Here is a 19,364-nt window from a genome sequence, read left to right on the forward strand (position 1 = left end):
GCACCGCGCCCATCGCCTTCAGATACTTTCGTGGAAAAGCTGCTTGGCCGCTTCCACCGTCAGTTCCACCGGGTTGCCGCCGGTCGAGGGATCGGCGACCGCCATGACCGCCATCTCGTCGATCCGGTCCGTGCCGACGCCGAGGCTGGAGAGCTTATCGGGAACGCCGAGGTCTTCGCGCAGCTTCAGCACATAGTCATAGAAGCCATTGAATCCGCCGGCAATTCCGAGATAGGCCGCTGCGGCGGCGATCCTGCCCTCGATCGCCGAACGGTTGAAGCGCAGCACGGGTGGCATCACCACTGCATTGGTCATGCCATGATGGGTGTGATAGATCGCGCCGACCGGATGGCTGAGCGAATGGATGGCGCCGAGCCCCTTCTGGAACGCGACAGCGCCCATGGCCGCAGCCGACATCATGTTCCTGCGGGCCTCAAGATCCGTGCCATCCTTATAGGCGCGCGGCAGATATTCCTTGACCAGCCGCATGCCTTCGAGCGCAATGCCCTGGCTCATCGGATGGTAGAACGGCGAAGAATAGGCCTCCAGGCAATGCGCAAACGCGTCCATGCCGGTGCCCGCGGTGATCACCTTAGGCATGCCGACCGTCAGTTCCGGGTCACAGATCGTCACACCCGGCAGGAATTTCGGATGGAAGATGATCTTCTTGGTATGCGTCTCGGAATTGGTGATCACCGAGGCGCGGCCGACTTCCGAGCCGGTGCCGGCCGTGGTCGGCACGGCGACGATCGGCGCGATGCCTTCTACATTGGCGCGCGTCCACCAATCGCCGACATCCTCGAAATCCCAGACCGGCCGCGTCTGCGCCACCATGAAGGCAACGCATTTGCCCAGGTCCAGGCCGGAACCGCCGCCAAAGGCGACGACGCCATCATGGCCGCCATCCTTGAACGCCTTGACACCGGCTTCGAGGTTCTTGTCATTCGGGTTCGGATCGACATCGGCAAAGATCGCGCGGCCGAGGCCACCGGCTTCGAGGACATCGAGCGCCTTCTGCGTGATCGCCATCGGCGCCAGGCCACGATCGGTGATCAGGATCGGCTTCTTCATGCCGAGCGCCTTGCAATGATCGGCGAGTTCGGCGATCCGCCCTACCCCCATCTTGATGGCGGTCGGGTAGCTCCAGTTTGCGGTGATCGGCATTAGAATTGCTTCCTCAGGTGATAGGATTTTGGACGGGTCAGATTGTGGAAGCCGAGGATCGACAGCGAACCGCCGCGGCCGGTTTCCTTGACGCCGGTCCAGACCAGCGCCGGGTCGAGATAGTCGGCGCGGTTCATGAACACCGTGCCGGTCTCGATCTGTTCACCAAGCTTCGCGGCGCGCTCGACATCATTGGTCCAAAGCGACGCCGTCAGGCCATATTTGCAATCGTTCATCAGTTCAAGGGCTTCGGCATCGTTCTTCACCTTCATGATGCCGACTGCCGGACCGAAGGTTTCCTCGTTCATGATCGACATGGAATGATCGACGTCGACGAGGATCTGCGGCGCCAGATAGGCGCCGCCATCGTCCTGCGGGAAGAGCTTCGCATCGACGAGCGCCTTCGCACCCTTGGCGACGGCTTCGTCGATCTGTTTGCGAACCACGGCCGCGAAGCGCTTGTTGGCCATCGGCCCAAGCGAGGTTTCCGGATCAAGCGGGTTGCCGAGCCTGTAATTCGATACCCAGGCGACCGATTTCTCGACGAAATCGTCGTAGAGGTTCTCGTTCACATAGATGCGCTCGATGCCGCAGCAGCATTGGCCGGAATTATAGGTGGCGCCATCCATCAACACGTCGACGGCACGTTCCAGATCGGCATCCTCCATTACATAGCCCGGATCCTTGCCGCCAAGCTCGAGCCCGATGCCGGTAAACGTGCCGGCCGCGGCGCGCTCGATCGACCGGCCGCCTTCGACCGAACCGGTGAAATTGATGAAATTGAACTGGCTGTCGGCGATCAGCTTCGAGGTCGTGTCATGGTCGAGGAAGATGTTCATGAATACATCGTCCGGCACGCCCGCCTCGTTGAAGGCCCGCACCAGCCGCTCGCCGACCAGAAGCGTCTGGCTGGCATGCTTGATGACCACTGCATTGCCGGCCATCAGCGCCGGCGCCACGGTGTTGATCGCCGTCATATAGGGATAGTTCCAGGGCGCGATGACGAAGACCACGCCATGCGGCTCGCGGGCGATATAGCGTTCGAAGGCGGCACTCTTCTCGACGCTGATCGGCGCCAGCGCATCATGGGCGATCGAAGCGACGTAATTGGAGCGCTCGTTGAAGCCGCGGAACTCGCCGCCATATTTCACCGGCCGGCCCATCTGCCAGGCAAGCTCCTTCACGACCTCGTCTGCCATCTCGTTGAGCCGCGCGACGCCCTTCATCACCAGCGACACGCGCTCTTCGAGCGGCCGCTTCGCCCAGGCCTTCTGCGCCTTGCGCACCTTGGCGGTCGCCGCCTTGGCATCGTCGAACGCCATCGCCGGACGCTCGGCATAGACCGAGCCATCGACCGGCGAGATACATTGGATCATGGTCATTTCTCTTCAGTCTCCCTCTAACAGGCCAGTGTCCTCACATGGCCCGCCGCGCCATAGGCAAGGATCGCCCGGTCGCGGGTAATTATGGTCAAATCATGTTCTCGCGCAGTGGCGATGAGGATGCGGTCTGTTGGGTCGTTGTGGATGGGTATCGGGAGATAAGAAGACGCAATCAATATCTCCGGAGTAGCCGCTTCCACGCTTACGCGACCATTCATGATAAAATCCCCAAACCAACTCGACGCCGTTTTTGTCGTTGGCAGCCGGCCACGGGCGATCAGCATGCCGATTTCCCACGCCGACATTGCCGAGACAGCAATAGTCCCTGCCGCTTTTCGAACCCTGACCAATTCCTTTCGGGCCTCGATCGCGATTGGCTCGTCATGCGCCATCCAAATCATGGCGCATGTATCCAGCAGCAGGCCATCAGCCATCCTGATAGACCTTACCCCACTCTGGATCAGCAGGCGCCGTCAAATCAAGATCGGCAGGAATGGTCATCGTTCCCTTCATACATCCGAATATCGGATCAGAAAGATCATCCTCTCTGCTTCCGCCTTCCCCGTCGCCTTCACCAGAGCCTGCATTGTCCTTGGCACGGCGAAAGACCAGCTTTTCTCCGGCGATATCCACCGACTCGGTCTCATAGCCTGCGTCCAGCCATTGCTGCGTCATGACGTTATTGGTGGGATTGTTGCTCCACCAAGCCCGTTGCATTTTCGATGGCGGCAGAGTTCGACCGAGTATTCGCTCAATCTCCCGGAACGTCATAGGTACGTATGTCCGGTTCTGCTGACTCAGGAACTTTCCCAAAGGTTCATATTTGCGCATGGCAAAACTCCTTCATTCGCCAGGCAAAATAAACACCCAAAACCCTGCCGTCAAGAAGAAGTGTATGTGGGTGTTTATGAGTGTTTATGCTCTCTCGAACCCTCGCGCCACCTCCCAATCCGTCACCCGGCGGTCATATTCTTCCTGCTCCCAGTGCGCTGCGCGGACATAGTGATCAATCACGTCATCGCCGAACGCACCGCGCAGAAGCGCCGACTTGTCCAGCATTTCCGCGGCGCCGCGTAGCGTTTTCGGCACTTCGCGCACGTCCTTGGCGCCGTAGGCGTCGCCGGTGAAGGGGTCCTCAAGCGCCATCTTCTTCTCGATGCCATCGATCCCGGCCGCAATCAGTGCCGCGAAGGCGAGATAGGGGTTGAGGTCGGAGCCACCGACACGGCATTCGATGCGGATACCCTTGGTCTCCTCGCCGCAGAGGCGGTAGCCGGCAGTGCGGTTGTCCTTCGACCAGACCGCCTTGGTCGGAGCAAAGGTGCCGGCGACGAAACGCTTGTAGGAATTGATGTAGGGCGCCAGGAAATAGGTGATTTCGCCGGCATGGGCGAGCAGGCCCGCCACATAGTGCTCCATCAGCTCCGACATGCCGTAGCGGCCCTTGTGGTCGAAGAACAGCGGCTTGCCCTCCAGCGACCAGAGCGACTGATGGACATGCGAGGAACTGCCGGCGGCGTTGTAGTTCCACTTGGCAAGGAAAGTGATCGCCTTGCCGCGCGACCAGGCAATCTCCTTGCAGGCATTCTTGATGATGACGTGCCGGTCGGCCATGGTCAGCGCGTCGGCATAGCGGACATTGATCTCTTCCTGCCCGGCCGAGGCTTCGCCCTTGCTGTTTTCGACCGGAATGCCGGCGCCCTGCAGGCCGTTGCGGATCGCCCGCATCACATCCTCTTCCTTGGTGGTCTGGAAGATGTGGTAGTCCTCGTTATAGCCGGAAACCAGTTGGAGATCGCGATAGCCGCTGTGGCGGGCATCGTCATAGGTCTGGTCGAACAGGAAGAATTCGAGTTCGGTGGCCATGAAGGCCTTCATGCCCATCGCCTCGAGCCGTTTGATCTGCTTCTTGAGCACGGCACGCGGCGAATGCGGCACGTCTTCATGCGTGTGGTGATCGAGCACATCGCAGAGCACCATGGCCGTGCCTTCGAGCCACGGCAGGCGCCGCAGGGTGTCGAGATCGGGCTTCATCGTATAGTCGCCATAGCCCTTTTCCCAGCTGGTGGATTTGTAGCCGGAAACGGTCTCCATCTCCATGTCGGTGGCGAGCAGATAGTTGCAGCTATGCGTCTCCTGCCAGGCGCTGTCGACGAAATATTGGGCATGGAAGCGCTTGCCCATCAGCCGGCCCTGCATATCCACCTGCACGGCGAGCACGGTATCGATCCGGCCTTCGGAAACGTCCTTCTTCAAGTCATCAAAGCTGTAACCGCTCATCTTCAAGCCCAATCTCTCTCATATGCGGCAGAGCCAGATGCTTGCCGCCGGTTCGGTATCCGGAAAAGCTCCCCGACCTGAAGGCCGGGGAGAATGTGCATGGTCGGGGTCAGACAGCTTCGCCGACAGCCGCTTCCGCAGCCTTGATTTCGGCCTGGCGCTTGGCAATCTCATCGCCGATCGGCGGGCCCTTGAAGCGGCGGCGTTCGATGCCGAACCACAGGAGCAGCATGAGTATGATCAGGCCGATCGCATAGCTGACCAGGATGTCGAAGGGCGGCTGGATGCCGGCATACATCAGGATCAGCGTGCCGATGATGACGATGATTGCGAACGGCTTCGACAGGAAACCGAGCCTGAACGGTCCGAATTCAGTCCACTTATTGCCTTCCGCCAGCATGCCGGCAGCGATCGGCATGGCGTAGGAGACATAGAGGAAGAGAGCGCAACCGGCGGCAAGTGCCGCGAAGGCCGGCGAGTAGAGCGTTGCGAGCACCGAGAGCACCGCGCCGAGCCAGATTGCCGCCACCGGCGTGCGGTAGGTCGGGCTGACCTTGCGCCACACCGATGAGCCCGGCAGGCCGCCGTCACGGGCGAAGGCGAAGATCATGCGCGATGTCGAGGTAAGGCCAGCCAATGCGCAGATGAAGTTGGCCACGACGATGGCGATCGCCATCAGGTCCTTGAGGAAGACCGGCGCCGGCAGCTTGTTGAACAGGTTGAACCAGGCATTGCCACCATCCTTGGCCATGGCAGCCATGTCGGGCGCGGCCATGACGAACGACACCGCCATGACGAAGCCGAACACCAGCGACCAGAACACAGAATGGATCATGCCGCGCGGCACCGACCGGCGGGCATCGCGGGTTTCCTCAGACGTATGAGCCGAGGCATCGAAGCCTGTGATCGTGTAGAGCGGATAGAGCAGGCCGACCAGGAAGGCGACCACCGCGGTGCGTGCCGTCGGCACATAGGCGCCGCCGGGATCACCGGTGGTGTTGACGAAAGTGGTGATGCGGGACAAATCCCAGTGGCCGCCCCAGATCAGGAACATCGCCGTCAGCACGACGGCGGTGACCAGGATGAGGTAGCCCGAGAAATCGGTCAGCATCGTCGTCAGCTTGATGCCGAAATGATTGCAGAGCGCCTGCGCCAGCGTGATGATGCAGACCGCGATGATCTGTGCCCCCGTGCCCCAGCCGGACACATCGACATGGAAGACGCCGGCGACGACGAGGTCGCGGAACAACAGGTAAACACCGACATTGACCGAGGCCACGACGAAGATCAGACCAAGCAGGTTGATCCAGGCTGTCGCCCAGCCCCAGCCGCGCCCACCGAGGATCGACGACCAATGATAGAGGCCGCCGGCTGTCGGATAGGCCGACGCGATCTGGCCGAGCGAGGCCGCGACGACAAGTGCAAAAACGCCGCCGATCACCCAGCCGATCGTCGCTTCAAAGCCGCTGCCGGTGCCCATGGCAAGCGGAAAGGACGTGATGCCGCCAGCGAGAATGCAGATAATCGAGAAAGAAATGGCGAAGTTGGAAAACCCTCCCATCCGCCTTTCGAGCTCCTGGGCGTAGCCCATGGAGTGCAGGACATGGGCGTCCTGCTTATGTTGGTCGTCACTAGATTGTGGCATTGTCTATAGTCCCTGTTCCCCTCCGGCCGCACCATGCTGCCGGACCTTCTCATGCACTTTATGACCCGCGCGATCATTGGCGCCGCGCGGTGTTGAGATCGTCTCCTCAGGCGGGGATGGACAGGCTTTCCCTGATCAACCCCGCCAGAAAACCGGCCATGACCTCCTGGCCGGCTTCATCTCGTATGAGGTCGTTGCGGACCTCGATCATGACATTCATCAAGCCGTTTGCAAGCCCGTGCAGTTTGAGCGTGTGAGTGACGCCGTCCGCCGGCCCGTAAGGCTCGTTGCGGCGAACGCGGTAGCGGCGGGCCTTTTCGGCAAAGCCCAGCATCTGGTCGGCAAGCCGGCTGTCGTTGTCGTGCAGGATGCCAATTTCGACATCGCGCTCCGCCCCTTTATAAACCGGCGTGAACGAATGCATCGTCACCAGCACCGTGTCGCGCCCCTCGGCCCGACGCTCGGCGATGCGGTGCGCGATTGCCTGTTTGAACGGCATGTAGATCGCCTCGGTCCGCGCTCGGCGATCAGCGTCCGACAGGTTGACATTGCCCGGTATGTCGTAAATCTCGCTGCGGGCCGGCATGGCGTCGGCAGCCTCGGGCGGCCGGTTGCAGTCATAGGCAAGCCGCGAGAAATTCTGGTAGATCAGGGCAGCGTCAAGCGCTTTCGACATCCCCAGCGCCACGCCGAGCGCACCCGGATCCCAGGCGATATGCGCCTCCAGCGCTTCGGCATCGAGCCCTAGCGAGCCGAGCCGCGCTGGCAGCCGGCGGCTTGCATGCTCGCAAATTAGCAGCACGTCTCCCCGGCCTGCGGTATTGGTTTCGCTGACCGGTGCCCCGTCTTCGTCCGTCAGCAGATGCAAATCGTCCGACATTCCCCCACGCCTTCGCTTTTCTGTAATAATTTCTTCAGTTTTGATCCGTTGTCAATCGAGACAATGAAGAATCCCATCCAAAAAAGCTGTTGACTCGCAATGTTGTTTTCATTTCATATTGCGTAAATTCCGGCGCAGACCGGAAGGGAATGGGGGACACGTGTCCAGCACCACCAAGACAGTCTCAGACATGATCACCGCACGTTATGACCAGATGACGCGCGCCGAAAAGCAATTGGCCAACAGCCTGCTCGACAATTATCCGGTCTCCGGATTGGGCTCGATCACCACGGTGGCCGAGGCGGCGAATGTCTCGACCCCCACGGTCGTGCGCATGGTGCAGAAGCTGGGCTTCAAGGGTTTTACCGACTTCCAGGTGCGGCTGCATCAGGAACTCGAAGAGACGATTTCCAACCCGATCACCAAGCACGAGCGCATGGCGCCGAATGCTCCTGGCGCCCATATCCTCAACCGCTTCGCCGAGGCGGTGATGAACAATATGCGCCAGTCGCTGGGTTCTCTCGATCCGGCCGAATTCGACAATGCCGCCAGGCTGATCGGCGACCGCAAGCGGGCCGTCTATCTTGCCGGCGGCCGCATCACCGGCGCATTGGCCGAATATTTCTTCACCCATCTGCAGGTGATCCGGCCCGGTGTGACGCGCATCTCTCCCAACGCATCGAGTTGGCCGCATTATGTGCTCAACATGAACCGCGGCGACATACTCATCCTGTTCGACATCCGCCGCTACGAGAGCCAACTCGAGGCGCTGGCCCGCACAGCTGCCGAACATGGCGCCGAGATCATCCTGTTCACCGACGTCTGGGGCTCGCCGATCGCCAAGCATGCGCGCCACGTCTTCCGCCTTGACATCGAGGCGCCGTCGGCCTGGGATTCCTCAGTCGTCACCCTCATCGTCGTCGAAGCGCTGATCGAGGCGATCCAGGGATCGCATTGGGAAAAAACACGCGAACGCATGACAATGCTGGAATCGCTGTTCGAATCGACACCGCTGTTTCGTAAGCCTGTTGCCGGCGAATAACCGGTAAGTTGAATTAGCAGTTTCGAAGTAACGTGTACAGTTTTGTTCAGTGCACAAAACTGTCACACAGACGTCATGGAATAAATCTAACAGCACGCTCACCGCTTGAAACTAGAAAGAGGAGAAAGTCAGTGAAAACCCTCAATACACTCGTCGCAGTCAGCTGCGCGGCACTCATGGCCTCGACGGCCAGCGTCCGTGCTGCGTCCATGGATGACCTCGTCAAGGCTGCCAAGGCCGAAGGCGAACTGACCGTCATCGCCCTGCCGCACTCCTGGTGCAACTACGGCGGCGCGCTGGAAGCCTTCAAGGCCAAGTACGGCCTCAAGGTCAACGAACTGAACCCGGACGCCGGTTCGGGCGACGAAGTCGAAGCCATCAAGGCCAACAAGAACAACAAGGGCCCGCAGGCTCCTGACACCATCGACGTCGGCCTCTCCTTCGGCCCGACGGCCAAGAAGGACGGCCTGCTGCAGCCCTACAAGGTCTCGACCTGGGACAGCATTCCGGATAGCGCCAAGGATGCCGACGGTTTTTGGTACGGCGATTATTACGGCGTCATGTCGCTGCTCGTGAACAAGGACCTGGTCAAGGAAGCCCCGAAGGATTGGGCTGACCTGCAGAAGCCGGAATTCGCCAACATGGTCTCGCTCGCCGGTGACCCGCGCACTGCCAACCAGGCCGTTTCGGCCGTGTTCGCGGCTGGCCTGGCTGCTGCCAATGGCGATGTTTCCAAGGCTGGCGACGCCGGTCTCGCCTTCTTCAAGGACCTGAACGCCAAGGGCAATTTCGTGCCGGTCATCGGCAAGGCTGCTTCCTTCGCGCAAGGCACGACCCCGATCATCGCCGCCTGGGACTACAATGCGATCTCCTGGGGCGACAGCCTGAACGGCAACCCGCCCTATGAAGTCGTCGTTCCGGCCAATGGCGTCGTCGCTGGCGTCTACGTCCAGGCGATCTCGGCCTATGCTCCGCATCCGAACGCTGCGAAGCTCTGGATGGAATACCTCTATTCCGACGAAGGCCAGATCGAATGGCTGAAGGGCTATTGCCACCCGATCCGCTTCAACGATCTCGCCAAGGCCAACAAGATCCCGGCCGACCTGATGAAGAAGCTGCCGCCGGCTGCCGGCTATGCCAAGGCCGTCTTCCCGACGCTCGATCAGCAGGCCGCCTATAAGAAGGCGATCACCGAACAGTGGGACAAGGTCGTCGGCGCCAACGTCCAGTAATATATGACTTCGCATACCTTCCCGGGCGTTCGCGCCCGGGAAGGCTTTTATGGCATTTCACTTCCCCCGTTTCCCGAAACCGGTGACCCCTTATGGCGCAGTCCCAAGGCTTAGTGAACCGGCGTGTGATCATGGATTGGCTCGGCATCGCGCCATTCATGCTTTTTGCGCTGTTGTTCCTCATCATTCCGACGCTTTATCTTGTCAGCGGCGCCTTCTTCAACAAAGACGGACAGTTCACTCTCGCGAACTTTCTCTTTGCGCCAAATATCATTGCTTCCTATTGGATTTCGATCAAGATCAGCCTTGCATCCGGTATCGGCGGCCTGCTTATCGGCTTTTTCCTTGCCTGGGCGATCACTATGGGCGACTTGCCCGGATGGGTACGCAGCTTTACTTTGACGTTCTGTGGTGTTGCCTCGAATTTCGCTGGTATCCCGCTGGCCTTCGCCTTCCTGTCGACCCTTGGGCGCACCGGCCTGCTAACCTGGTTCATGACGAATTATCTGGGCTTCAATATCTATGCCCATGGCTTTAGTATCTTGAGCTTCTTCGGCCTGACGCTCACTTACATGTATTTCCAGATCCCGCTAATGGTGTTGATCATCACCCCGGCTTTGGACGGCATCAAAAAGGAATGGCACGAGGCAGCATCAATCCTCGGTGCTGATACCTGGCAATACTGGCGCATGGTCATCCTCCCGGTTCTCTGGCCGAGCCTTATGGGTACCTTCCTGCTGCTATTCGCCAATTCCTTCGGCGCTATCGCCACAGCCTATGCGCTGACCGGGTCGTCCCTGAATATCATACCTATGCAGCTCTACGCTCAGATCCGCGGCGACGTTCTGCACAACCCCAATCTTGGTTATGCTATCGCGCTTGGCATGGTGGTCATCACCGGCATCTCCAACTTCCTCTACATTTGGCTGCGCATCCGCGCTGAACGGTGGCAGAAATGACCGGCAAAAAGATCCTCGCCTGGTTGGCAGTCCTCATCTCGGCAACCTATTTCTTTCTGCCGCTGGTCGCGACCTTCCTGTTTTCGCTCAGCATGCGCCGCGGCGTCTATTCTTTCGACGCATACGCATCAGTGTTCTCGGATGTGCAGTTCCGGGAAACCTTCAGCTACTCCATCCTGATGGCGGTGTTGACGATCATTATCGGCATGCTGCTGATCGTTCCGACGGCGTACTGGGTGCGGCTGCGCGTGCCGCAGATGCGTCCGGTCGTCGAATTCATCACGCTGCTGCCATTGGTCATCCCGGCAATCGTCATCGTCTTCGGCTATCTCACGCTCTACGGCTCGGCCTCGCCGCTCTATCTGCCGTTCACCGCGTTCGATCGGACAACGGATCTGCTGCTGATCTTTTCGTTCATGACTCTGTCCCTGCCTTACATGTATCGTTCCGTTGACACCTCCATGCGGGCGATCGACGTGCGTGTGCTGACCGAGGCCGCTGAAAGCCTTGGTGCATCCGGTCTGACCATCATGTTCCGCTGCATCTTCCCGAACGTGATGAGCGGCGTACTCTCCGGCTCATTCATCGCATTCGCAATTGTCATCGGCGAATTCACCATGCCGTCGTTGCTCAACAGGCCGGCTTTCGGCCCCTATCTGCAGCTCATCGGCGCCAACCGCGCCTATGAACCGTCGGCACTGGCAATGATCGCCTTCATCATGACCTGGGCCTCGATGGGCCTCATCAACATCGCATCGCGCTTCCAGAAAATGTCGCGCGCCAAGGCTTGAGGACAATTCCATGGCATTTCTCGAACTGAAAAACGTCCAGAAGACCTACGGCCAGACTCAGGTCGTCAAGGACTTCAACATGGACATCGAGAAGGGTGAGTTCATCTCCTTTCTCGGACCGTCCGGCTGCGGCAAGACCACGACATTGCGCATGGTCGCAGGCTTCGAAACCCCCACTGCCGGCGACATCTCGATTGCCGGCGTGCGCCAGAACGACCTGAAGACCAACCAGCGCAATATCGGCATGGTGTTCCAGGCCTATGCGCTGTTCCCCAACATGAGCGTGACGGACAATGTCGGCTTTGGCCTGCGCGTCAAGGGCATCGACAAGGCGCAAGCGGGCAAGACGATCACTGAAATGCTGACGCTGGTCGGTCTCGCCCATCTCGCCGACCGCTACCCGTTCCAGCTGTCGGGCGGACAACAGCAGCGCGTGGCGCTCGCCCGCGCGCTGGCCATCAAGCCGCAAGTGCTCCTGCTCGACGAACCACTCTCGGCGCTCGACGCCAAGATTCGCGTGTCACTGCGCGAGGAAATCCGCGCCATCCAGCAAAAGATGGGCATCACCACCATCTTCGTCACGCACGACCAGGAAGAAGCGCTGTCGATCTCGGACCGCATCGTCGTCATGTATCAGGGCCGCGCCGACCAAATCGGCACGCCCTTCGAGATTTACAACCGTCCGCAGACCAAGTTTGTCGCCACCTTCGTCGGCACCCTATCGATCATTGGCGCCACGGTTGCCGATCCCTCAGCCAACACGGTCACCATCGGCGGCACGACCGTCAAGCTCAACGAGCCACTCGGCAACGTCAAGACAGGCGACAAGCTCAACCTGGCGCTTCGCCCCGAAGCCCTGTCGGTCTCCGGCAGCAGCCACCGTGATTTCGCCCTTTCGGGCAAGGTCGAAGCGGTGAGCTTCCTCGGCTCGGTGATCCGTACCAAGCTCAATGTCGAGGGTCAGTCGATCTCCTTCGACATGTTCAACGACCCACAAGCCAAGCCGCCGGTCCTCGGCGACACGCTCGAAGCCCGTTTCTCGGCCAGCGACCTGCTGATCGTGCGGGATTGATGGACACGGCCGGACGACCAATCGTCCGGCCAATCCCGATCGCGCTATTTCTTTCCGAACAGCAACCTCAGCCCAGATAGTCATGCACCGCGCCCAGCCGGTCCTCGATCGCATAGCAGCCTTCGCCCTGGTCCCGCACCGGGCTGTCGCTGAGCTGCACCTTGCCATGCCCGCCAGGAATATCGAGGATATAGGCCGGCATGCAAAGCCCGGAGACGCGGCGGCGCAGTTCGGCGACGATCGCCCTGCCCTCTTCGATCGGCAGCCGGAAATGGCTGGTTCCCGGCGCGAGGTCGGGATGATGCAGATAATAGGGCTTGATGCGGTTTTCGACGAAGCGCCGCATCAGGTCGGCGAGCACCGCCGGATCGTCATTGACGCCGCGCAGCAGCACCGACTGGCTGACCATCATGATGCCGCTATCGATCAGCCGCGCGCAGGCAGCCCTTGCCGCATCCGTCAACTCGCGTGGATGGTTGGCGTGCAGGGCGATATAGACGGTCTTGCCGGCGGCCTGCAGAGCCTCGACCAGCGCCGCATCAATCCGCTCGGGATCGACCACCGGCACGCGGCTATGAAAGCGGATCACCTTCAAGTGCTCGATCGCGCCGAGCCGCTGCATCAGGTCCTTGAGCCGCCGCGCCGACAGCACCAGCGGGTCACCGCCGGTGATGATCACCTCCCATATGTCCGGATGGCCGGCGATATAAGCAAGCGCGGTATCCAGCGCCTCGCCTGACAGCGTGCCGTCACCCTGCGGCCCGACCATTTCGCGCCGGAAGCAGAAACGGCAATAGACCGGGCAGACATGCACGGCCTTGAGCAGCACCCGGTCCGGATAGCGGTGCACGATGCCTTCGACCGGGCTTCTTGCATGATCGCCGATCGGGTCCGGCCGCTCCTGCGGCAGTTGAACCAGTTCAGCCGGATCGGGAATATATTGGCGGGCGATCGGATCGTGCGGGTTGGTGGGGTCGATCAATTGCGCCACGCCTTGGGTGATGGAAATGGCGTAGCGGGCGGCGACAGCCTCCACAGCCTCGGCTTCGCCAAACGAGATCAGGCCGGCATCCATCAATTGTTTGGGGGTCGTCAGAGCGTTCATGCCATCACGCCCCCCACCTGATCGGCGCCCACATCACCTGATCGATCCGCGTCGCCCCACTTGCCAGCATCGCCAACCGGTCAAACCCCAAGGCCGCCCCACTCGCCTCCGGCATCACCGCCAGCGCCGCGAGAAAATCCTCGTCGAGCGGGTAGGTCTCGCCGTAGATGCGGCGCTTCTCCGCCATCTCCATTTCAAAACGCCGCCGCTGCTCGACGGCATCGGTCAGTTCACCAAACGCATTGGCCAGTTCCACGCCGCAGGCATAGAGCTCGAAGCGTTCCGCCACCCGCCCGTCACGCGGTGATTTACGCGCCAGTGCAGCTTCCGCGGTCGGATATTCGCAAAGGATCGTCGCCCGGCCGATGCCGAGATGCGGCTCGATCTTTTCGACGAGAACACGGGAGAAGAGATCGGACCAGGTGTCATCGGCAGCCGTTCGGATGCCCGCGCGCTGCACCGCAGCTTTCAACGCCTCCCGATCCGTCGATCCATCCGGAAAAATCGTCGCCATCAGGTCGATGCCGGCATGACGGGAAAACGCCTGCGCCAGCGTCAGCCGTTCAGGCGCAAGTGCTGGATCACATTCCAGCCCGCGATAGCGGAACAGGCGTTGCCCGCCCGCCTCGGCCGCGAGCCTGAGCATTGCCGCGCAATCCCGCATCAGCGCTTCATAAGTCTCGCCGGCCCGATACCATTCGAGCATGGTGAATTCCGGCTGGTGCGTCGGTGAGGTCTCGCGATTGCGGTAGACATGGGCGAACGTAAAAATGCGCCTTTCACCGGCCGCGAGCAGCTTCTTGCAAGCGAATTCCGGCGATGTGTGCAGATAATAAGGATGTGCCACGCCGTCCGAGCCGATCAGCGCGGTCTCGAAGGCGTGCAGATGCGTCTCGTTGCCGGGCGATATCTGCAGGGCGGCCGTATCGACCTCGATGAAATCGTCACCCAGGAAGAAATTACGCAACGCCGCCTGCACCCGATTGCGGGCCAGTAGAAACGGCCGACGGTCGGCATGCACGTCCGGTTGCCACCAGGGCGATTGCGAGGCGGTGTCACTCATAGCGTTTTTCGTCAATTCGGTCTGGCAATTTAGCCATTTTCGGGTTAGTAGCGCGCCACACATTCAAGAAAAGCGCATCCTGGCCGGCTTGCTGCCGTCCTTTAAAGCGCCTTCCAACACGTGACAAGGACGTCTTATGGCAAAAGTGATCGCTTCCCAGCTTCGCAAGGGCAATGTCGTCGATATCGACGGCAGGCTCTACGCTGTGCTGACCGCGGAGAATTTCCACCCCGGCAAGGGCACGCCGGTGACCCAGATCAACATGCGCCGCATCTCCGACGGCGTGAAGGTGTCGGAACGGTGGAAGACCACCGAACAGGTCGAACGCGCCATCGTCGAGGATATCAACTTCCAGTACCTCTACCAGGATGGCGAAGGCTTTCACTTCATGAACCCGGAAAACTATGACCAGGTTGCCGCCAGCGCCGACATGGTCGGTGACGACAAGGCCTATCTGCAGGAAGGCATGAAGGTCGTGCTCTCCATCCATGAAGGCAATCCGATCGCCCTGGAACTGCCGCGCCACGTGATCCTGGAAGTCGTCGAGACCGAGCCGGTGGTCAAGGGCCAGACGGCCTCTTCCTCCTACAAGCCGGCAATGCTCTCGAACGGCATCCGCTCCGCCGTCCCGCCGCATGTCGACGCCGGCACCCGCATCGTGGTGCTGACCGAAGACGGCTCCTATGTCGAGCGCGCCAAGGACTGATCGAGGTCCGACTGGTTTTATGAAACGGCTCGCCGCAAGCGGGCCGTTTTGTTTTTGAAAGGGCGATCGCCCTTGGCATTGCATCGCTCAACGTTCTTCCGATCTCTCGACAAGACGCTCCGCCAGGCTTATCGACTAGGCGGCTTGGAACCATTGCGGGCATGCGGGAGGAACGATGATCGCCTTGGACAACAACAGTCTGGTGCGTGGCAGCTACGCGCCCGGTTTCGACAGCGTCGTGCGGGAATTCGAGCACAATTTCACCGAGCGCAATGATGTGGGTGCCGCCTTTGCGGCGGTGCACGACGGCAAGACCGTGGTTGACATCTGGGGCGGCTATGCGGCGCCCGGCAAGCTCTGGGAAGAGGAAACGCTGCAAGTCGTCTTCTCCGGCACAAAGGGCCTGATCGCGTCCTGCATGCTGATCCTGATCGAGCGCGGCCTGATCGACATGGACGCGCCGGTGGCAAAATATTGGCCGGAATTCGCCCAGAATGGCAAACAGACCGTGCGGATACGCCATGTCGTTTCACACGGTGCCGGCCTGCCGGGCATCACGGCGCCGCTCACCTATGCGGATCTCGTCGACCATGAGAAGATGGAGAACCTGCTCGCCGCCCAGGAACTGGCACGCGATCCGGACGCCTTCCACTGTTATCATGCACTGACCATCGGCTGGCTCTGCGGCGCCATTATCCGCCGCGTCGATGGCCGCAGCCTCGGAGAATTCTTTGCCGAGGAACTGGGCCGCCCGCTCGGGCTCGACGCCTGGATCGGCCTGCCCGAGAGCGAGGAATATCGTGTCGGCCGTATCGAGCGCGATCCGAAAAGCCCCTGGGACGAGCCGCCGGCCACCGATCCGGTGCAGAAATCGATCTGGGAAAACCCGCCGCTCTTTCCCGCCGACGGCCTGCCCTGGAACAGCTGCGCCTGGCATGCGGCAGAAATCCCGGGCGGCGGCGGCCTGGCCACGGCGCGCGCCATGGCCCGCTACTACGGCTGCCTCGCCCGAGGCGGCGAGATCGATGGCGTGCGCATCCTCAGGGAAAACACCATCCACGCCGGTCGCAACGAACGCTCGCGCTTCTACGATCCCTATATTCTCGAAACCATGGCCTTCGGCACGGTCTTCGCGCTGCAGACCGAGCAGCGGCATCTCGGCCCGCCCAGCGACGCCTTCGGACATGGCGGCGCCGGCGGTTCGATACATGGCGCCTGGCCTTCGTCCCGCACCGGCTTCTCCTACACAATGAACCAGATGCGCATCGACCCCGACGACAGCCGCTCGCGCGACCTGCTCAACGCGCTCCACAGGATCGTGTCCGGCTGAGCCACTGTAACTTTTCATTGCTTTGCCGTGCGGAGTTCGCCGCACGGTGTTAAGGTTCGGTTAAGTATAATTGGCAAGGATTGAACCCGCACCGGCTACCGGTGATTTGAGCGGGCGGGGGATGCCCGCATATCGATTTGAGGGGCACGGCTATGCCGATCATCACTTTTGCCAATACCAAGGGCGGCGCCGGAAAAACGACGGCGGTGCTGTTGCTTTCCACCGAACTTGCCCGCCAGGGCCATCGCGTCACCATTCTCGATGCCGATCCACAGCGCTGGATCAGCCGCTGGCATGAAACGGGAACGCCGCTCGAGAACATCAACGTCGTCTCCTATGTCACGCAGGCGACCATCCAGTCGGTGCTCGATGCCAATCGCAGCAAGACAGATTATTTCGTCATCGACCTGCCGGGCGCTTCCACCCCGCTGCTCGCCACCGCCGTTGGCATGTCCGACCATGTGCTGATCCCGATCCAGGGCTGCGCCATGGATGCCAAGGGCGGCGCCCAGGTGCTGGAACTGCTGCAATATCTGGAGAGCAAGGCCAATATCCTGATCCCGCATTCCGTCGTGCTGACGCGGGTCAACTCCATGGTGACGACCAGGGCGCTCTCGGCGGTCAAGCAATTGCTGGCCGAACGCAAGGTGCGGGTGCTCGACACGCCGATCATCGAGCGCGCCGCCTATCGCGATCTCTTCGATTATGGCTGCAGCCTCTATGAAATGGAGGCCGAGCGCTTCAGCAATCTCGACAAGGCCAAGGAAAATGCCCAGGCCTTCGCCAACGAAGTGCTGGGCTATGTCCCGAACCGCAATGTCCGGCCGAAGGAAACGGCGCTGCCGCGCGCGGCGCGTACGGCGGCCTGAGCAGGCTGACAAGCGCAGTCTCCCGAAACTGGCCACCGGTTTCGAGATAAGGACATGCGCAAACCAAAGAACTCCAGAGCGCTACGCGCTTTGGGCTTCAGAACAGCGCATCCTCGAACAGGTCCTCGTCGCTCTCGATCTTGGCAGCGACGGGCGCTTCTTCGACCGCGTCCATCGGAAGATAGGCCAGGTGGATGTCGCGCTCCGACACCATGGTGTAGATCTTGAAAATGCGGTTGCTGAGCCCGGATACGGCAGCCGCAACGTCCGAGATGTCACCCTGGGCGAGGTCGGCAAGCCCGTCCGCAGTCCGCACGCAATCGTCCAGCACCTCGCCGAGTTCGCTTTCGAAATCGAGCGTGCCGATGGCGGCGCTGACCTTGGTGAACACCTCCTGCCCTTCCCGCTCGAATTCGCCGATGCCGGCGTCCATGCGCTCGGACACCTGGTGAATGGCCGTCAGCGCCTGGTTGAGCGGCTGGCTGATATCCATGCCACCCTCGCCCTTGTCCTGCGACAAGGCGCCGGCCGCGCCTTCGAAACGCTGCAATTCCGCCAGCACCTTGTTGGCGGGCTCTTCAAGCTTTTCGGCGAAGAAGCGCAGTTCGCCACTGACGACATTGACCGCACGGCCTTCGTCGCCGAGCCTGGAGCAACGCAGGTTGGAGTTCAGCGCCATATAGTGGATGTCGGTCTTGATCGCCCGGATCATCTCGATGCCGGCGAGCAGGCTTTGCGCCGTCGCGGTGGTGGAGCGGGCGACGCCGTCAGCCTGCGTGCTTGTCTCGCTCACGCTGCCGACCAGCGTGCTGGCGGCCTGGACATTCTGCTCGAGCCCGCTCAGGAAATTGCTGTTGCCGTTATCGCTCTTCCGATGCATCTGCTCGCGCAGCGCCATAATGTCGCGTGCATCGTCGACGAAGCGCGACATGGTTTCGAGAATCTTGCGGCTATCGCGCTGGAAATCGGCGACCGTCTCTGCCATCTGGGCCGCAGCCAGCTGGCTGATCGCGCCGTCGACACGGGCGAGCGCATCCTCGCCCAGTTCCGCGGCCTCGGCGGACGCCCTGAACTCATCGAAGAAGACGAAGCTCGAACGGATATGCTCGATCCGCTGGCGGGTGATGTCGCCGACCTGCAATGCCGAGAGCACCGTGGCGATCTTGCCCTGGATGCCGCGTGCCAAGGCCTTCACCTCGTTGGCAATGCTGGCGAGATTGCGATGATGCTCGGCCACCTTGCCCGCATTGTGCTCGAGATCGTGGACGATCTGGGGAACCACATTGCCGTAGTTCTTCGAGATATTGCCGGAAAACACCTTGGCGCCGGAGAGCTGCTGATGCATGGCGGCAAGCTGGGCAGCGAATTTGTTGACCTCGTCGGAACCGGACTGGATGCGTTCCCGGATCTCGTCGGCGAAGCCGGCGAACTCCGCCAGCCCCGCGCCGGTGATTTTCACGGTAACCGCAAAGGTCCTGAGATAGCGCATGGTGTCGCGCATGTCGGCGATACTGTCCTGCATCGCCTTGCAGATGCCGGCGAGCGCCTCGAAACCCTTGAGACGGGAGAGCTCGAAGGTAGGCAGCCGCGCCAGTTCGCGCGCCGTCGTCTGGATGCGCTCGATCGTCTCGGTCGACGTCTGGCCGTCCAGAGCGCCCGTCAAGGTATCGAGCGAACCGATGAGCCGCTTGAGAATATCCATGATGGCGACCAGCACGGCGCCGCCTTCAAGGAATTTCTTTTCCAGTTTGCTGTGAGCGGCGGCCAATTTATTATCGAGCATTGCCCGGTCGGCCATCGTATTCGCCCGCTGCGTCGCGTCCCGTTTCAGCACAGTTATATCC

At 60.9% G+C, this 19,364-nt stretch carries 18 protein-coding genes; 8 read left to right on the forward strand and 10 right to left on the reverse strand.

Features of this window, described 5'->3' with window-relative positions:
• Window positions 1–18 precede the first annotated feature (18 nt).
• The 7 genes from AC1DYF_RS16975 to AC1DYF_RS17005 form a co-directional block, all read right to left on the reverse strand.
• Complete coding sequence (locus tag AC1DYF_RS16975; RefSeq protein WP_477877918.1) at window positions 19–1,164, reverse strand: iron-containing alcohol dehydrogenase; 1,146 nt, start codon at window positions 1,162–1,164, stop codon at window positions 19–21.
• The gene (locus AC1DYF_RS16980; protein ID WP_477877919.1) at window positions 1,164–2,546 is read right to left on the reverse strand and encodes an aldehyde dehydrogenase family protein; all 1,383 of its coding nucleotides are present in this window, start codon (window positions 2,544–2,546) and stop codon (window positions 1,164–1,166) included. The genes AC1DYF_RS16975 and AC1DYF_RS16980 overlap by 1 nt, the downstream gene beginning before the upstream one ends.
• Before the next feature lie 17 nt (window positions 2,547–2,563).
• The gene (locus AC1DYF_RS16985) at window positions 2,564–2,980 is read right to left on the reverse strand and encodes a type II toxin-antitoxin system VapC family toxin (RefSeq protein WP_477877920.1); all 417 of its coding nucleotides are present in this window, start codon (window positions 2,978–2,980) and stop codon (window positions 2,564–2,566) included.
• Complete coding sequence (locus AC1DYF_RS16990; RefSeq protein WP_477877921.1) at window positions 2,973–3,377, reverse strand: DUF7662 domain-containing protein; 405 nt, start codon at window positions 3,375–3,377, stop codon at window positions 2,973–2,975. The genes AC1DYF_RS16985 and AC1DYF_RS16990 overlap by 8 nt, the downstream gene beginning before the upstream one ends.
• A gap of 84 nt (window positions 3,378–3,461) precedes the next feature.
• Window positions 3,462–4,826 (reverse strand): glutamine synthetase family protein, encoded by a 1,365-nt coding sequence (locus tag AC1DYF_RS16995; protein WP_477877955.1) that lies wholly within the window; start codon window positions 4,824–4,826, stop codon window positions 3,462–3,464.
• A gap of 109 nt (window positions 4,827–4,935) precedes the next feature.
• Complete coding sequence (locus AC1DYF_RS17000) at window positions 4,936–6,471, reverse strand: amino acid permease (protein WP_477877922.1); 1,536 nt, start codon at window positions 6,469–6,471, stop codon at window positions 4,936–4,938.
• Between the two features lie 106 nt (window positions 6,472–6,577).
• Window positions 6,578–7,351: an N-formylglutamate amidohydrolase gene (locus AC1DYF_RS17005; protein ID WP_477877923.1), complete on the reverse strand. Its 774-nt coding sequence runs from the start codon at window positions 7,349–7,351 to the stop codon at window positions 6,578–6,580.
• Between the two features lie 160 nt (window positions 7,352–7,511).
• Between AC1DYF_RS17005 and AC1DYF_RS17010 the strand changes: the two genes are divergently transcribed.
• From AC1DYF_RS17010 to AC1DYF_RS17030, 5 genes are all read left to right on the forward strand, one after another.
• The gene (locus AC1DYF_RS17010; RefSeq protein WP_477877924.1) at window positions 7,512–8,393 is read left to right on the forward strand and encodes a MurR/RpiR family transcriptional regulator; all 882 of its coding nucleotides are present in this window, start codon (window positions 7,512–7,514) and stop codon (window positions 8,391–8,393) included.
• A gap of 176 nt (window positions 8,394–8,569) precedes the next feature.
• A complete protein-coding gene (locus AC1DYF_RS17015; protein WP_477877956.1) occupies window positions 8,570–9,625 on the forward strand; it encodes an ABC transporter substrate-binding protein in 1,056 nt (351 codons plus the stop codon).
• A gap of 92 nt (window positions 9,626–9,717) precedes the next feature.
• A complete protein-coding gene (locus AC1DYF_RS17020) occupies window positions 9,718–10,584 on the forward strand; it encodes an ABC transporter permease (RefSeq protein WP_477877925.1) in 867 nt (288 codons plus the stop codon).
• A complete protein-coding gene (locus AC1DYF_RS17025) occupies window positions 10,581–11,375 on the forward strand; it encodes an ABC transporter permease (protein WP_477877926.1) in 795 nt (264 codons plus the stop codon). The genes AC1DYF_RS17020 and AC1DYF_RS17025 overlap by 4 nt, the downstream gene beginning before the upstream one ends.
• A 10-nt stretch (window positions 11,376–11,385) precedes the next feature.
• Entirely contained in the window at window positions 11,386–12,447 is a 1,062-nt protein-coding gene (locus tag AC1DYF_RS17030; RefSeq protein WP_477877927.1) for an ABC transporter ATP-binding protein, read from the forward strand.
• Between the two features lie 67 nt (window positions 12,448–12,514).
• On the opposite strand, the gene AC1DYF_RS17035 is transcribed toward AC1DYF_RS17030, so the two are convergent.
• Together AC1DYF_RS17035 and epmA are read right to left on the reverse strand one after the other, a co-directional pair.
• Window positions 12,515–13,552 (reverse strand): lysine-2,3-aminomutase-like protein, encoded by a 1,038-nt coding sequence (locus AC1DYF_RS17035; RefSeq protein WP_477877928.1) that lies wholly within the window; start codon window positions 13,550–13,552, stop codon window positions 12,515–12,517.
• 4 nt (window positions 13,553–13,556) lie between these two features.
• Entirely contained in the window at window positions 13,557–14,615 is a 1,059-nt protein-coding gene (epmA, locus tag AC1DYF_RS17040; protein ID WP_477877929.1) for an EF-P lysine aminoacylase EpmA, read from the reverse strand.
• Window positions 14,616–14,751: 136 nt separating this feature from the next.
• Between epmA and efp the strand changes: the two genes are divergently transcribed.
• The 3 genes from efp (at window position 14,752) to AC1DYF_RS17055 (ending at window position 17,520) form a co-directional block, all read left to right on the forward strand.
• The gene (efp, locus tag AC1DYF_RS17045) at window positions 14,752–15,321 is read left to right on the forward strand and encodes an elongation factor P (RefSeq protein WP_477877930.1); all 570 of its coding nucleotides are present in this window, start codon (window positions 14,752–14,754) and stop codon (window positions 15,319–15,321) included.
• A gap of 175 nt (window positions 15,322–15,496) precedes the next feature.
• Window positions 15,497–16,651 (forward strand): serine hydrolase domain-containing protein, encoded by a 1,155-nt coding sequence (locus AC1DYF_RS17050; RefSeq protein ID WP_477877931.1) that lies wholly within the window; start codon window positions 15,497–15,499, stop codon window positions 16,649–16,651.
• A gap of 152 nt (window positions 16,652–16,803) precedes the next feature.
• The gene (locus tag AC1DYF_RS17055) at window positions 16,804–17,520 is read left to right on the forward strand and encodes an AAA family ATPase (RefSeq protein WP_477877932.1); all 717 of its coding nucleotides are present in this window, start codon (window positions 16,804–16,806) and stop codon (window positions 17,518–17,520) included.
• Window positions 17,521–17,617: 97 nt separating this feature from the next.
• Here AC1DYF_RS17055 and AC1DYF_RS17060 read toward each other — a convergent pair whose 3' ends face one another.
• On the reverse strand, window positions 17,618–19,354 hold the full coding sequence (locus tag AC1DYF_RS17060) for a chemotaxis protein (RefSeq protein ID WP_477877933.1): 1,737 nt from the start codon (window positions 19,352–19,354) through the stop codon (window positions 17,618–17,620).
• Window positions 19,355–19,364: the final 10 nt, after the last annotated feature.

The sequence above is a fragment of the Rhizobium sp. P2_G9 genome, from assembly GCF_056403475.1.